13 protein-coding genes are annotated in these 13,210 nt (G+C 59.4%); 5 read left to right on the forward strand and 8 right to left on the reverse strand.

Features of this window, described 5'->3' with window-relative positions:
- The first annotated feature begins 51 nt into the window (after positions 1–51).
- Positions 52–996: a dTDP-4-dehydrorhamnose reductase gene (gene rfbD / locus M3P88_RS15300; protein WP_249616857.1), complete on the forward strand. Its 945-nt coding sequence runs from the start codon at positions 52–54 to the stop codon at positions 994–996.
- Positions 997–999: 3 nt separating this feature from the next.
- Here rfbD and M3P88_RS15305 read toward each other — a convergent pair whose 3' ends face one another.
- The gene (locus tag M3P88_RS15305) at positions 1,000–1,443 is read right to left on the reverse strand and encodes an NUDIX hydrolase (RefSeq protein ID WP_249616858.1); all 444 of its coding nucleotides are present in this window, start codon (positions 1,441–1,443) and stop codon (positions 1,000–1,002) included.
- 62 nt (positions 1,444–1,505) lie between these two features.
- Between M3P88_RS15305 and M3P88_RS15310 the strand changes: the two genes are divergently transcribed.
- Both M3P88_RS15310 and bfr read left to right on the forward strand, forming a co-directional pair.
- Positions 1,506–1,703 carry a (2Fe-2S)-binding protein gene (locus M3P88_RS15310; protein ID WP_249616859.1) on the forward strand — a complete coding sequence of 66 codons (198 nt, stop codon included), beginning with the start codon at positions 1,506–1,508 and terminating at the stop codon, positions 1,701–1,703.
- Between the two features lie 46 nt (positions 1,704–1,749).
- On the forward strand, positions 1,750–2,220 hold the full coding sequence (bfr, locus tag M3P88_RS15315; RefSeq protein ID WP_249616860.1) for a bacterioferritin: 471 nt from the start codon (positions 1,750–1,752) through the stop codon (positions 2,218–2,220).
- Between the two features lie 57 nt (positions 2,221–2,277).
- Here bfr and M3P88_RS15320 read toward each other — a convergent pair whose 3' ends face one another.
- On the reverse strand, positions 2,278–3,858 hold the full coding sequence (locus M3P88_RS15320) for a YdgA family protein (RefSeq protein ID WP_249616861.1): 1,581 nt from the start codon (positions 3,856–3,858) through the stop codon (positions 2,278–2,280).
- Positions 3,859–4,004: 146 nt separating this feature from the next.
- Here M3P88_RS15320 and M3P88_RS15325 point away from each other — a divergent pair, with 146 nt between their 5' ends.
- The gene (locus M3P88_RS15325; RefSeq protein ID WP_249616862.1) at positions 4,005–5,183 is read left to right on the forward strand and encodes a DesA family fatty acid desaturase; all 1,179 of its coding nucleotides are present in this window, start codon (positions 4,005–4,007) and stop codon (positions 5,181–5,183) included.
- A 104-nt stretch (positions 5,184–5,287) separates the two neighbouring features.
- Positions 5,288–5,635: a RidA family protein gene (locus tag M3P88_RS15330; RefSeq protein WP_249616863.1), complete on the forward strand. Its 348-nt coding sequence runs from the start codon at positions 5,288–5,290 to the stop codon at positions 5,633–5,635.
- A 195-nt stretch (positions 5,636–5,830) separates the two neighbouring features.
- Here M3P88_RS15330 and M3P88_RS15335 read toward each other — a convergent pair whose 3' ends face one another.
- The 6 genes from M3P88_RS15335 to sbcB are packed head-to-tail and all read right to left on the reverse strand — an operon-like array spanning position 5,831 to position 12,973.
- On the reverse strand, positions 5,831–7,372 hold the full coding sequence (locus tag M3P88_RS15335) for a DHA2 family efflux MFS transporter permease subunit (protein ID WP_249616864.1): 1,542 nt from the start codon (positions 7,370–7,372) through the stop codon (positions 5,831–5,833).
- Between the two features lie 9 nt (positions 7,373–7,381).
- The gene (locus tag M3P88_RS15340; RefSeq protein ID WP_249616865.1) at positions 7,382–8,524 is read right to left on the reverse strand and encodes an HlyD family secretion protein; all 1,143 of its coding nucleotides are present in this window, start codon (positions 8,522–8,524) and stop codon (positions 7,382–7,384) included.
- Entirely contained in the window at positions 8,525–9,952 is a 1,428-nt protein-coding gene (locus M3P88_RS15345; RefSeq protein ID WP_249616866.1) for a TolC family protein, read from the reverse strand.
- A 50-nt stretch (positions 9,953–10,002) separates the two neighbouring features.
- Positions 10,003–10,515, reverse strand: coding sequence for a MarR family transcriptional regulator (locus M3P88_RS15350; protein WP_249616867.1), 513 nt, complete (start codon positions 10,513–10,515; stop codon positions 10,003–10,005).
- A 42-nt stretch (positions 10,516–10,557) separates the two neighbouring features.
- Positions 10,558–11,502: a tRNA (adenosine(37)-N6)-dimethylallyltransferase MiaA gene (gene miaA, locus M3P88_RS15355; RefSeq protein ID WP_249616868.1), complete on the reverse strand. Its 945-nt coding sequence runs from the start codon at positions 11,500–11,502 to the stop codon at positions 10,558–10,560.
- A gap of 46 nt (positions 11,503–11,548) precedes the next feature.
- Positions 11,549–12,973: an exodeoxyribonuclease I gene (gene sbcB, locus M3P88_RS15360; protein ID WP_249616869.1), complete on the reverse strand. Its 1,425-nt coding sequence runs from the start codon at positions 12,971–12,973 to the stop codon at positions 11,549–11,551.
- Positions 12,974–13,210: the final 237 nt, after the last annotated feature.

Consider the following 13,210-nt stretch of genomic DNA (forward strand, 5'->3'; position numbering starts at 1 on the left):
GGGTATCCTTGCCAGTGGTAGAATCGGGAGATTCTACTTGTGGAGTCAGGCATGCGTCCCACTATCTTGGTTACCGGTTCCAGCGGACAGCTGGGTTTTGAACTGCTGCGTGCGCTGGCACCTTTGGGCAAGGTTCATGCGCTGGTACGCGCCGAGTTTGATCTGGCCCGGCCCGAGCGCATGCAGGCATGGCTGGATCGGGTGCGCCCCGATATTATCGTTAATGCTGCGGCTTATACCGCAGTCGATCAGGCCGAGTCCAAGCAGGCGCTGGCTTTTGCCCTCAATGCCGCAGCGCCCGAGCTAATGGCACGCTGGGCAGGGGCGCATGGGGCGCTGATGGTGCAGTACTCTACCGACTATGTGTTTGATGGCAGCAAGAGCGGTCGCTATGTAGAAAGTGATGTGCCCGGCACCCGCATGATTTACGGCGCTAGCAAGCTGGCGGGCGAGCAGGCAGTGCTTGCGCATGCGCCGCGTTCGCTGGTGTTGCGCGTGGGCTGGCTATTCAGTGCTTTTGGTAACAACTTCCTGCACACCATTTTGCGCCTGGCGCTGGAGCGTACCTCGCTCAGCATTGTTGCCGACCAGATCGGAACGCCCACTTCCACCCAGCTGGTGGCCGATGTAACGGCCCATATGCTATCGGCCAGCCTGTCCGGCAAGCTCTCCGAGCCATGGGGCATTTACCATGTGGCGGCCGCTGGCGAGGCGAGCTGGCACGAGTATGCGCGCCATATCGTGCATGAACTGACGCTGGATGGCGTTAAGCTCGCCTGTGCAGAAGCCGATGTGCGCGCGATTGGCAGTAGCGAATGGCCGACACCGGCGCTGCGGCCAGCCAATTCGCGGCTCGACTGCAGCAAGCTCACGCAAAACTTCGGCCTGAACTTGCCGCACTGGCACGAGGGCGTTTCATATGCGCTGGCGCAATTGCTGCGTTCTGGCGCTTTGCGCCATACGCGCTGGACTCAGGGGGCGCGGCGCGCACGCTGAGTGTTAAGCCAAAGTGTGCAGCAGCGCCAGCGGGTAGCGTGCGCCTTGATGCCAGTCATGGAGGCAGCGCATGACCAGCGGGCTACGCAGTTGCGTCTCTCGTGCCGTGATTTCGGCTAAGCTCAGCCAGTGCGCCGCGATAATGCCATCGTCCAGCGCAGAGTCATCCGGAGCGGCCGTGACGGTACCGAAGAAGGCGAAGCGCAAATAGGTTGGCTCGCCGGGCGCAAGGTAGATGCCGACCAGCCCCTGCGGCGTAAAGCGGTAGCCGGTTTCTTCCTTCACTTCGCGGCAAACGGCCTCTAGCAGGCTTTCTTGCGCTTCCAGATGTCCGGCCGGCTGGTTGTAGCGCACGCCTTGCGTGGTTTGTTCTTCGACCATCAAAAATCGCCCGTCGCGTTCGATCACTGCGGCAACCGTGGTATTGGGTTTGAAGCGTTCGCTCATGTTGTCTCCAGAAGGGCGTAGTACCTGCTTAAAATGCAGGGATGCTTTCGTGAAAGCCTGTCATGTATGTCTGTTTGTGTTTCCCGACGACCGAGCGCCAGATCCGTCAGGCCGTGCTCAATGGTGCCCGCCGCTTGCGGGACATTCGCCCGGTTGCCACGCAATGCGGCAAATGCGGGCGCTGTGCCCATGCCTTGCTTAAACAGGCCAGCAAAGCCTTGCTGCCTGCGCCGTTCAATCCGCCTTGTGAACACGATTAGCCTTGCCATAATGCCCTGAACACCGCATTTACCCGGGAGGTGCGTGATGCAAGGCGACAAGAAGGTGATCGAGTTCCTCAATAAGGCGCTCAGGAATGAGCTGACGGCTATCAACCAGTACTTTCTGCATGCCCGCATGTACCGTAATTGGGGGCTTAAGCATCTGGACGAGCATGAATATCATGAATCCATCGACGAGATGAAGCATGCCGACCGCTTGATTGAGCGCATCCTGTTTCTGGAGGGGCTACCCAATTTACAGGATCTGGGGCGCTTGTATATCGGTGAGCATCCCGAGGAAATGATCGCCTGCGATCTCAAGCTGGAGATGGAAGCGATTCCGCTCTTGCGTGATGCTATCCAGTATTGCGAAAGTGTGCGCGACTATGTGACGCGTGAATTGCTGGACGATATTCTCGCCGCCGAAGAGGAGCATGTGGACTGGCTGGAGACGCAGCAGGATCTGATTGCCCGCGTCGGGGTGCATAACTACCTGCAAAGCCAGATGGGCAGCTGAAGCGTTTAGATAATGAAAAGCCGGCGCGAGCCGGCTTTTTATGGGTTTATATTGCGATTACAACGCGGCGCTCGCGTCCGTTGGTAGCGGATCTTCCTTCTCTTCCCATGGCAGTGCCACTTTTTGCTGGTTGATCTTCAGTACGCCGCCCTGAAAGTCCAGCTTGGTGGAAACCTGCTTGCCATCAAGTTTGATCAGCTTCTTGTCTGCCCATTCGGCCAACTGGGCATCCAGCAGGCTCTTGGCCAGGTCGTCGATCTCGGCCATATCCGGCTGGTCTTCTGCGCTGGCATCAACAGTGAACAGGTTGCGTGCCTGTGCCACGACCATGGTTTCCAGTGCCGGTTTAGGCAGCGAGACATCGGCGTCGACAATAAAGCGGCTGATAAAGGTCAGCGGCGATTTAAGATCGGCCTCCTGAAAGCCCTTGATCGCCATGGAGCCGGTCAGCGAACTCATGCCGCTAGGCAAGCCCAGTTCAAGCTGGTGTACGACCAGCTTGGGATCGTTTTGCAGCAGCGGTACGCCATTTTTCAGGATGGTATCGATATAGCGTTTGCGCATATCGGCCGGTGCGATGTTTTCGAACGGGATCTTGGATAGCTCCTGATCCAGCTTGACCAGTGTCGGACCGTGCAGGTGATTGGCCGAGATGTCGAGCTTGAGCGGGCCATATTTCTGCTCGTCGTAGCGGAAAGTCTCAAAGCCCAGCTTGCCGCGCGTATTGACGAACTGATCCTGCTCGCTGGTGACAATCTGGTAGTTCAGCTTGGTCAGTTCGACATTGGATGGCTTAAGTTCGCCCGACGGGTTGATGAATTCGCCCACCCTGACCCGCGTCACCAGATAAATCAGCTCGTTCAGCTTGATGCTGTAAGGAATGGCCTCTTTCCAGCCCAGCTTGACGTTATTGACGTTCAGCTCGCCAGAGCCCAGACGCACGCCACTATCGCCGGGGCGCACATCGGATACATAACGTACGCCGTCAAAAGCAAAGCGTCCCTTGCTGGCCGCATCCAGGGCAAAGCCTGGCGAGTCGGCTTCCAGCAGATATTCCTTGAAGCCGCGTCCGTAATCCACCTTGAGGTCGAAACCCTGCCAGTTCATTTTGACGCCGGCCAGCGTCTCTTCGTAGTCAAACTTGGGAATATTGACTTTCAGCTCGCCGCCACCGCCAAAGCCCAGGCGGTTGGTCACGGTAATCGGCTCGGCTTCGCCGAAGAAGCGCGACAGTGTTTTGCGGGTCGCCGGGCTCATATCGAACTCGGTGGTGACCAGTGCACGGGCCGGCATCAGGTTGAAGTTGGCAAGACCGGGCAGCGGGCCGTGCTGGATCTTGTTGGTATAACGCAGCGTGCCACCCAAAAGCGGGCGCAGATTATCGGGCAGCGCACCCAGATAAGGGCCGAGCAGGCGCTTGTTCAGCTCAAGCTCGGTGGTTTCGGTCGAGGAAAACCAGCCGCGCTGGTAGCTATGCGACTTGATGGTAAACATCGACATGGAAGCCAGCAGTTTATGCTGTTCGGCCAGTGTGGCTTCGGCTTTGATGCCTGCCCAATAGGAGAAGCCGCCATACAGGGCGGCAAGGGAGGCTGCTGTTGCTGCAGCCAGTTTCCAGCTTTGCTTCTTGATATTCACGAAACCTGCTCTGCGTTGAGTCCAGAGTGGCATCTTACAATACTCGTTGCCGGCTGACGATGGCCTTGCCACGCAATAAACATAGCCATGCCATAAAAATAAACGATAGAATCGAGCAATCTGTCTAATAAGGGTGCGAACGCAAGATGCAGTGGCTTAACGGTTTGATTGATCTGCCCTGGTGGGGCTATATCCTGGTAGGGCTGGGGCTGACCCATATCACTATCGCATCAGTGACTATTTTCCTGCATCGCCATCAGGCGCACCGCGCGCTGGACTTGCACCCTCTAGCCAGCCATTTCTTCCGTTTCTGGTTATGGCTGACTACCGGTCAGGTGACCAAGGAATGGGCGGCTATCCACCGCAAGCATCATGCCAAGTGTGAAACGGCGGAAGATCCGCATAGCCCGGTAGTGCTGGGCATACGCAAGGTGCTATGGCAGGGCTATGAGCTGTATCGTACCGCCTGCAAGGATAAAAGCATTATGGATAAGTTCGGCCATGGCACGCCGGACGACTGGCTCGAGCGCAATATTTACACCCGCCATAGCGACAAGGGTGTGGTGCTGATGCTGGTGATCAATCTGGTGCTGTTCGGGCCGATCGGTCTGAGCATCTGGGCGGTACAGATGTTGTGGATTCCATTCTGGGCTGCCGGCGTGATTAACGGTATCGGCCACTACTGGGGTTACCGCAATTTCGAGAACGAGGATGCAGCCACCAATATCGTGCCTTGGGGCATTCTGGTCGGGGGCGAAGAATTGCACAACAACCACCACACTTTTGGCACTTCGGCCAAGCTGTCGTACAAGTGGTTCGAGTTTGACATCGGCTGGATGTATATCCGCATTCTCGAAATCCTGCATCTGGCCCGTGTGCGCAAAGTCGCGCCGCGCCTGATTGTGGATGCCAACCGCAATGTGGTGACGGCAGACAGCCTGCAGGCGGTGATTGCCAACCGTTATGCCATCGCCGCACGCTATGCGCGCGAGCTTAAGGCGGTGACGCATGCCGAGCTGGCCAAAATTCATCTGCCCGAACTGAAGGGACAGGCGGGCGCCAAGATGAAGATCTGGCTTAAGCAGGATGCCAAGGATACGCCGCCGCTTGAACGCGAACAGTTGGCGCAGGTGCTGGCGCACAGCGATGTACTGGCAACGGTCTATAGCATGCGTCAGGAGCTGACCCGCTTGTGGGAGCGCTCGGCGTTAACGAGTGAACAGCTGGTCAGGGAGTTGCAGGACTGGTGTATGCGTGCCGAGCAAAGCGGTATTGCTGCGCTGGAAGAATTCAGCCGTAAATTGCGCGGCGCTTCGCTGGCCTGAGCCGGCTCGTTGTCGTGCGTGCGGCCTCCCATGCGGGAGGCCGTTTTTCATTTGGGCGGCAGACCGCTACACTAGCGTTTTTTGCTCTGTATTAAAGGATGGCAATGTCTCTTTATCGTCACAAGGCTGGTGCGCGTCTGGCCGAAGCCGTGGTCAGCAATGGCCTGATTTTTATGGCGGGTCAGGTGCCGGAGAACGTGGATGCGGATGCCGAAGCGCAAACGGCCAATGTCTTGGCCCAGATCGATACCTTGCTGGCGGAGCTGGATTCAAGCAAGGCCAAGCTGGTGGATGCCACGATTTATCTGGCTGACCTGGCCGATTACGCTGCGATGAATGCCGCGTGGGATGCATGGGTGATTCCGGGCCAGACCCCGGCGCGCGCCACGGTACAGGCTAAGCTCGCCAATCCGGCATGGAAAGTGGAAATCAAGATTGTCGCCGAGCGCTGATAGATGCACCGCTAAAAGACAAAACCCCCGTGGCGATGCCCGGGGGTTTTGTCTTAGAACCTGTTCACGATCTGCTGCGCATCGGCGATACGGCGTTAAAAACAGCTTCGAAATGCTCATGTACCACCTGTACATTCCGCTTTCTCAGTCGTTTTCGCCTTGTCTCGCCTCGCTCGCGAGGGCGTGAACACGCTCTTAATGGCCGGCATCCACGACGGCACCGCCGCCTGCGGGCTTGAACGGGGGCTTGGCCAGCCAGACCAGCAGCGTCAGCGCGACAAACAGGATGGAGGTGAGCCAGAAAATTTCGTTGGCCGAGATGAAAAAGCCCTGACGGGTGATGTCCTGTGCGATCAGTGCCATCGCCTGCGGCTGGCTCAGTCCGGCCGACTGCATCTGCGCCAGTGCCGTGCTGGTGTTGAGACTATAAGACGAGATGTCGCTGGACAGCGTCACATGGTGTACGGCCTCGCGCCGCTCCCATGTGGTGGTGATCAGCGAGGTACCGATAGAGCCGGAGAGCGTGCGCATGAAGTTGGACAGGCTGGATGCGCTGGCAATCTGGTCTGCGCGCAAGCCGGCCAGTGAAATCATGGTCAGCGGCATAAAGAAGCCGGCCACGGCGATGCCCTGGATCAACTGCGGCCAGACCACCCAGGCAAAGTCCATTTGCGGATTGAAGGTGGTGCGCCAGTAAAAGCACAGCGCGAACACCAGAAAGCTGACGGTGACGATCCAGCGCAGATCCAGCCGATGCGCATTCTTGCCGATAATGGGCGACAGGATCACCGGCAGAATGCCGATAGGCGCCATGGCCAGCCCGGCTTGGGTGGCGGTATAGCCTATCTGGGTCTGCAGCAGCAGCGGCATCAGCACTACGCTGCCGAAGTAAAGCATAAAGCCTACGCTCAGACACAATACGCCCACGCTGAAGTTGCGGTGGCGAAACAGCGAGATATCAATTACCGGGTGGTCGTTGTGCTTTTCCCATACCACCAGATAAGCCAGCGCGATGACGGCCACCAGCGTCAGCGCGATGATTTCGCCGGAAGAGAACCAGTCCAGCTCCTTGCCCCTGTCCAGCATCAGCTGCAGGGCGCCGACACCGATGACCAGCAGCATCAGCCCGATGCGGTCTATTGGTTGAGGGGTGATGGTGGTTTCCCGGTGCCGGAGTTCTTTCCAGCTAATGGCGAGTGCCACGACCCCGATGGGGATGTTGATAAAGAAAATCCAGCTCCAGTGCCAGTTGTCCGAAATCCAGCCGCCCAGAATGGGACCGAAGATGGGCGCGACAATCACCGTCATCGACCACAGTGCCAGAGCCATGCCCTTTTTTTCGTCGGGGTAGGCGGCCAGCAGCAGGCTTTGCGACAGCGGGATCATCGGGCCTGCCAGTGCGCCTTGCAGCACGCGGAACAGGATCAGCATTTCAAGATTGGGTGCAATGCCGCACAGCCATGAAGTGATCACAAAGCCGGCGGTGGATAGCAGGAACAGTTTGACCTCGCCCAAGCGCTTGGCCAGCCAGCCGGTTACCGGGATGGCGATGGCGTTGGCAACGGCGAACGAGGTAATCACCCAAGTGCCCTGGCTTGCCGAGGCGCCAAGATTGCCGGCAATGGTCGGGATGGCGACGTTGGCAATGGTGGTATCCAGAACCTGCATGAATACCGCCAGTGACAAGGCCAGCGTGACCCAGAAGCGCTGGGTGCCTGCGAGAGGTGGATGAGACATGGCCTGGCCTCAATGCCCCAGATTGGCGGCGATGATCTTGGCCACCAGTTGCGTGGCATGCTGTAGCTGGTCGGCGTAGATGTCTGTTGCCAGTTGCGGCTTGCCGGTCGGTGCGTGACTGATCATGGGGCCGCTGCTGTCGGAAATGTCGACGCTGACATTCATCGATAAGCCCAGACGCAGCGGATGTTTTTGCAGGTCTTCCGCATTCAGTGCAATACGCACCGGGACCCGCTGCACCACCTTGATCCAGTTGCCGGTCGCGTTTTGTGGCGGCAATAGGGAAAATACGCTGCCGGTGCCGGCGGCCAGACCCATCACCGTGCCCCGATAGCTGACATCGTTGCCATACACGTCGGCATGTACCGTCGCGCTCTGGCCTATGCGCAGGTTTTTCAGCTGGCTTTCCTTGAAGTTGGCATCCACCCAGATCGTATTCATCGGCACCAGTGCCATCAGCGGCGTACCGGGTTGAATGCGCATGCCTGGCTGGGCGCTGCGTCTGGCTATCTGTCCTTGAACAGGGGCGCGTATACGGGTGCGCTCCAGCGCCAGCGCCGCTTCGCGTACCAGGGCGGCGCTGCGCGCCACTTGCGGGTGCTTGGCGACCGTGTCCGACATGACCAGTTCGCGCTGTGCCTTTAGCTCGGCTTCAGCGATTTGCACGGCGGCGCGTGCGCTCGTTACCGCTTCGCGTGCATGCTGCAACTCTTCCTGCCCGATTGCGTCATCCTGCCTTGCCTGCTCACGCCGCTTAAGGTCGCCTTGCGCGCGCGCAAGCGTGCTACTGCGTTCGGCCAAGAGTGCGACGAGCTTGCTTTCGCCGGTGATCAGGGTGCGGGTCTGGCGTACGGTTTGCGCCAGATCGGCGCTGGCGCGCGCCAGCGCCAGTGTGGCATCCGCCGGATCCAGCTCGACTAGCAACTGGCCCGCCTGAACATGCTGGGTGTCTTCGGCGTAGAGGGCGGTGATGGTGCCGCCGACCTGAGCCGACAGCGGAATCTGGTTGCCGGCTGCATAGGCATCGTCGGTACTTTCCTGACCCTTGAGAAATAGTAACCAGTAGGCGATCAGGGCGATGCCGGCCAGCAGAATGATCAGTGTTAATTTGAGCAGGGCTTTGTTGCGCGGGTTTTGCGTGCTTGCGGGCATTTAGTTTTTCTCCGGTAGGCGGCTGCCGGCCAGGGCGCGCAGCAAGGCGGTTTGCGCCTGCAGCTGGCGCACATGGGCTTCGTTGTTTTCCTGTGCGCCGGCCAGTGTGCGGCGCGCATCGTTGATGGACTGGGCGGGGGCGATGAGCCCGCTCGCCAGACGGATTTGGCTGCGTTTGGCGATGCGCGCCAGCGTAGCCAGCTGGGCACGGCTGGCGGCATAGGCTTGCTGGCTGGCTTGTGTCTGGCTGACACCATCGGCGGCTTCCTGTATCGCGCTTAACAAGGTCTGGTTGTAAGACGCGATGGCCGCATCGTGGCGGGCGCTGCGTGCATCCAGTGCGGCATTGAGTGCGCCGGCGTGAAACAGGGGCAGCGTAAAGCCCGGCGTCAGTGCGCTGGCCAGTGCGCCGGCACTGAATAAATCGCCCAAGTTTTGTGCCTGTAAGCCGGCCATCGCGCCCAGCGTGACATCCGGATAGAACTCGGCCTTGGCGGCATCGACGCCGAAGGCGGCTGCCTTGACGCGCGCCACCTGTGCCATGACATCAGGGCGTCGTGCCAAAGCCTGGGTGCTCAAGGTACGGGTGTCCAGTTGCCAGACGGGCAGGGGCTGGATGGCTAGCTTGTCAAGTTCGGCCTCGGGCAGGGTCGTGAGCGCGCTTAGTGCATGGCGGGCACGGGCGATGCGGGCCGTTGCGGTCGCGATGCGGCTATCCAGGTGTGCCTGCTCGCGGCGCACGGCATCGCCGGCATCACCCGAGGCAATGCCTGAAGAAACCAGTCCTTGCGCCTGTTTGAGCTGGGTGGCGAGCAAGTCCTGATCCTGGCGCATCAGTTGCAGGCTATGTCTGGCGGCCGTGTATTCGAGGTAATGGGCGGTGACTGCGCTTGCCAGCCAGTTGCGGCTATCTTCGGCTTCAAGCTGTGCCGCCAGTTGCAGGCTATGGCTGGCCGCGAGCTGGGCGCGGGTTTTGCCCCAGAAGTCCAGGCGCCAGCCTAGATTCAGCGATAGCTGGTTGAGCGAGAACCAGTTGCCGGCCAGAGGCGGGGGCAGTAGACCATACTCGGAATTGCGTAGGCGCTGGTGTGCGCCTTGCAAATCCAGTTGCGGTCCATCACTGGCACCGATGAGCGCGCTATCGGCCCCTGCCAGCCGGATGCGCGCTTGCGCCAATGTCAGCGAAGGGTGCTGGGCGAGTGCCGTCTCTATCAGCTGGTCCAGTTCTTTGCGCTGCAAAATGCGCCACCATGCGCCTTGTGCCGGGGTCGGTACGCTAGCCTGGCTTTGCAGGCCGTAGTGATTCGGCTGCAGTTGTTGTGCCTGATTTTGGCCGGCGTTTATGCTGGCACAGGCCGATAGCAGTAGCGCGGCCGTGCCGGCTAATAGCGGCAGGGCATAGCGGCGGTGTCTGGTTTTGTTATTCATGGGGTTTCATCTTGCTTAACGTATGCGAGTGTCTGGCGTGAGGCGCGTGTTCAGCCCGTTAGGCGTGCCAGTAGTTTGCGCTCCAGTGTTTCCAGCTGGCGGCGCTCGTCCGGCGAAAAGTCCTGCCACAATTCTTTGAGTCGGGCGCGCTGCACCGGCAGTACCTGGCGGATGAGTTCAAGGCCGTTGCCGGTGAGTGCCAACTCGGTTTTGCGCCTGTCGCTAGGGCTGGGTAGACGCTGAATCCAGCCTTTTTTCTCCAGTTCATCCACGACCCGGGTGGCGTTAGTGCGCGAAAAGGCCATGGCGGATGAAATGTCCGATGGGCTGACGCGCTCGTCCGGGCGCGAATAGATCAGCATCAGCGCCATCCATGTGGTTTCGTTTAGCTCATAGGGTTTGAGCGAGGCGTTGAACCAGGCATCGAGTTGTAGCTGGGTATAAAAATGCAGGCGCGTGAGAATCACTTCCTCACGCGGTGAACCCGGCATTTTGCGGGCGATGCGGTCAACGGCATCTTCCAGATTGGCAAGAGAGAGGCAGGGGGTGATTGGTTCTGTCATGTCCTTGATAGTAACGGACGTGACAAAGCCGGGCAAACGAAATTATCTGGATCGGGTCAGCCAGTGGTCGATTGCGCCACAAGCGGGGCTTAGCAGGTCGGGCATCAGGCAGTCGATCTCTATCTTGTCCATGGCGCGCAGCCAGGTGAGCTGGCGTTTGGCCAGCTGGCGCGTAGCAGCCACACCCTTGTCGATAAAGTCCGTCATGCCGTACAGGCTATCCTGATATTCCCAGGCCTGACGATAGCCCACGCAGCGCATAGATGGCAGCGCCAGATTCAGCGCCGGATAGCGTTGACGCAAGGTGCTCACCTCGTCCAGAAAGCCGGCGTCCAGCATCATCTGGAAGCGCAGGGCGATACGCTGGTGTAGCCAGGCGCGATCGGATGGGATTAAGGCCAGTGGCAGCATATCGAATGATGCCGCGTCTTCGCGCCCTCGAGCATGCAGCGAAGACAGGCTCTGCCCGGCAAGCGTGATCACTTCCAGTGCACGCTGGATACGCTGCGCGTCGTTGGGGGCCAGGCGTGCGGCGGTGGCCGGATCCAGCTGCGCTAAACGCGCGTGCATGGCGGGCCAGCCCTGTTCGGCGGCCTCCTGATCCAGTCGGGCGCGTAGTGCCGGATCCGCCTGGGGCAGGTCGGACAGGCCTTCACGCAAGGCTTTGAAATACAGCATGGTGCCGCCGGCCAGTAGCGGGATATTGCCGCGCGCATTAATCTCGCCGATCAGCCGGCTTGCGTCGCTGCAAAACTGGGCGGCCGAATAGGCTTCGGTCGGGTCGATGATATCGATCAGGTGATGCGGACAGCTGGCCATCTCGGTCGCGCTGGGCTTGGCCGTGCCGATGTCCATATCGCGGTATACCAGTGCCGAGTCGACGCTGATGATTTCGACCGGATAGCGTTGTGCCAGTGCCAGTGCGAGGCCGGTTTTGCCGGAGGCCGTCGGTCCCATTAGCAGGATGGCGCGCTCAGAAGCGTTCATATTTCTTGATCTTGTCAGTGGCAGCGCGTGTTTCGCTGCCGGGTTGTCAGGCGTATTGCAAGGCCCAGGCTTCGACATCGGCCAGAATGTCCTGCTCGCGGCTATCGGCACCGGGGTGCAGCTCGGCGATTTCGGCCATGCAGCTTTCGACCGTACGCCCCGGCGGGGTGCCTTCATTCAGCTTCTTGTGGCACCAGTTGCGCCAGCCCTGCATTTCTTGGGGTGTGAGCGAGTCGGGGTAGTTGCGAGCGCGGTAGCGCAGCAGCAAGCGCGCCAGTTGCGGGTCGTTAAAGGCGGGTTTCTCTTGGGCAAGTGCGGCGGCTGGCAGTGTGCGCAAGCGCTCCAGGAGACGGCGGTCGGCCGGCGAAACAAAACCGCCATATAAAGCCTCATCCACATCCAGCGCAGGCATCGCTTCGCGCCGGTATACCGCCTTCCATAAGCTATCCAGTGCGGGCAGAGCCCGTGCTTTATCGGCATGCAAAAGCGCAAGGTCTATGGAAATGCCCAGTTCGTCCGCCCGCGCCGGCGTGAGCACGCGCAGATCTTTGCAGACAAAGGGCGACTTATTGATATGGATGGTCTTGAGTGCCAGTCGTTGCAAACCCGCGTTTTCCAGCTCTTCGCGGGTGGCGAACAGGCGCTGGCGGATGGCATCGGCACTCAGGCCGACCAGTTCTTCGGGGTCATGCGCCAGATCCCAGACGATGACTTCATTCTTATTGGTCGGGTGCTCGGCCAGCGGCCAGACGATGGCCAGGTTGCCGCGTGCGGCACCGTACATGCCGGAGATATGAATAAAGGGGACGGGTGCGTGCAGGCTGACCTGGTGGCGCACGCTGTCCTTTTTGCGCAGCGCCAGGCAGAAGTCGAATAAGCGCGGCTGGTGCTGGCGGAACAGCCGTGCCAGGGCCAGCGTTGCGCGTACATCGGACAAGGCATCGTGTGCCGCTTCGTGTATCAGGCCATTGGCCGCCGTCAGTTTTTCCAGCTTGAAGCTGGGCAGCCCATCCTCGCCTAGTGGCCAGTTAATCCCCTGCGGGCGCAAGGCATGCAGCGTGCGCGCCACATCCAGAATATCCCAGCGGCCGCATTCGTTCTGCCATTCGCGCCCGTAAGGATCCATCAGGTTGCGCCAGAACAGAAAGCGGGTGACCTCATCATCGAAGCGGATCGAATTGTAGCCAACGCCAATCGTGCCGGGGCGAGAGAATTCGCGCAGGATAACTGCGGCGAACTCATTTTCGGCGACCCCATGTTCCAGACAGTATTGCGGCGTGATGCCGGTAATCAGGCAGGCTTTGGGGGCGGGAATAAAGTCGGGGCCGGGCCGGCAGTACAGCATCACCGGTTCTTCGATTTCGTTTAGCTCGCTATCGGTACGGATGCCGGCAAACTGTGCTGGTCTATCCTGGCGCGCAATGGCACCAAAGGTTTCATAGTCGTGCCAGAAAAAGGTATGGGTATGCATGCAGTGGCTAGCTTGAGCTTGAAGACGCGTGATTGTCGCACTGCTTGGTGTTTGCCGCTATCCGTCAGGTAAGTGCCAAAAGGAAAACCTTCATTTTTATTGAGGATAGGGATGTGTGTTTTTATTGTTTCAAATCAAGCGGATGGGTTTGTATTCGGTCGATTGGCTGCCAGTGTCCATGTTTTGTGGCGTGATTAGGGGTTGACGCGTTCTTCTCCCTTGCGTATATTTCGCCTT

It is taken from the genome of Craterilacuibacter sp. RT1T, assembly GCF_023502145.1.
Lineage (GTDB): Bacteria > Pseudomonadota > Gammaproteobacteria > Burkholderiales > Chromobacteriaceae > Craterilacuibacter.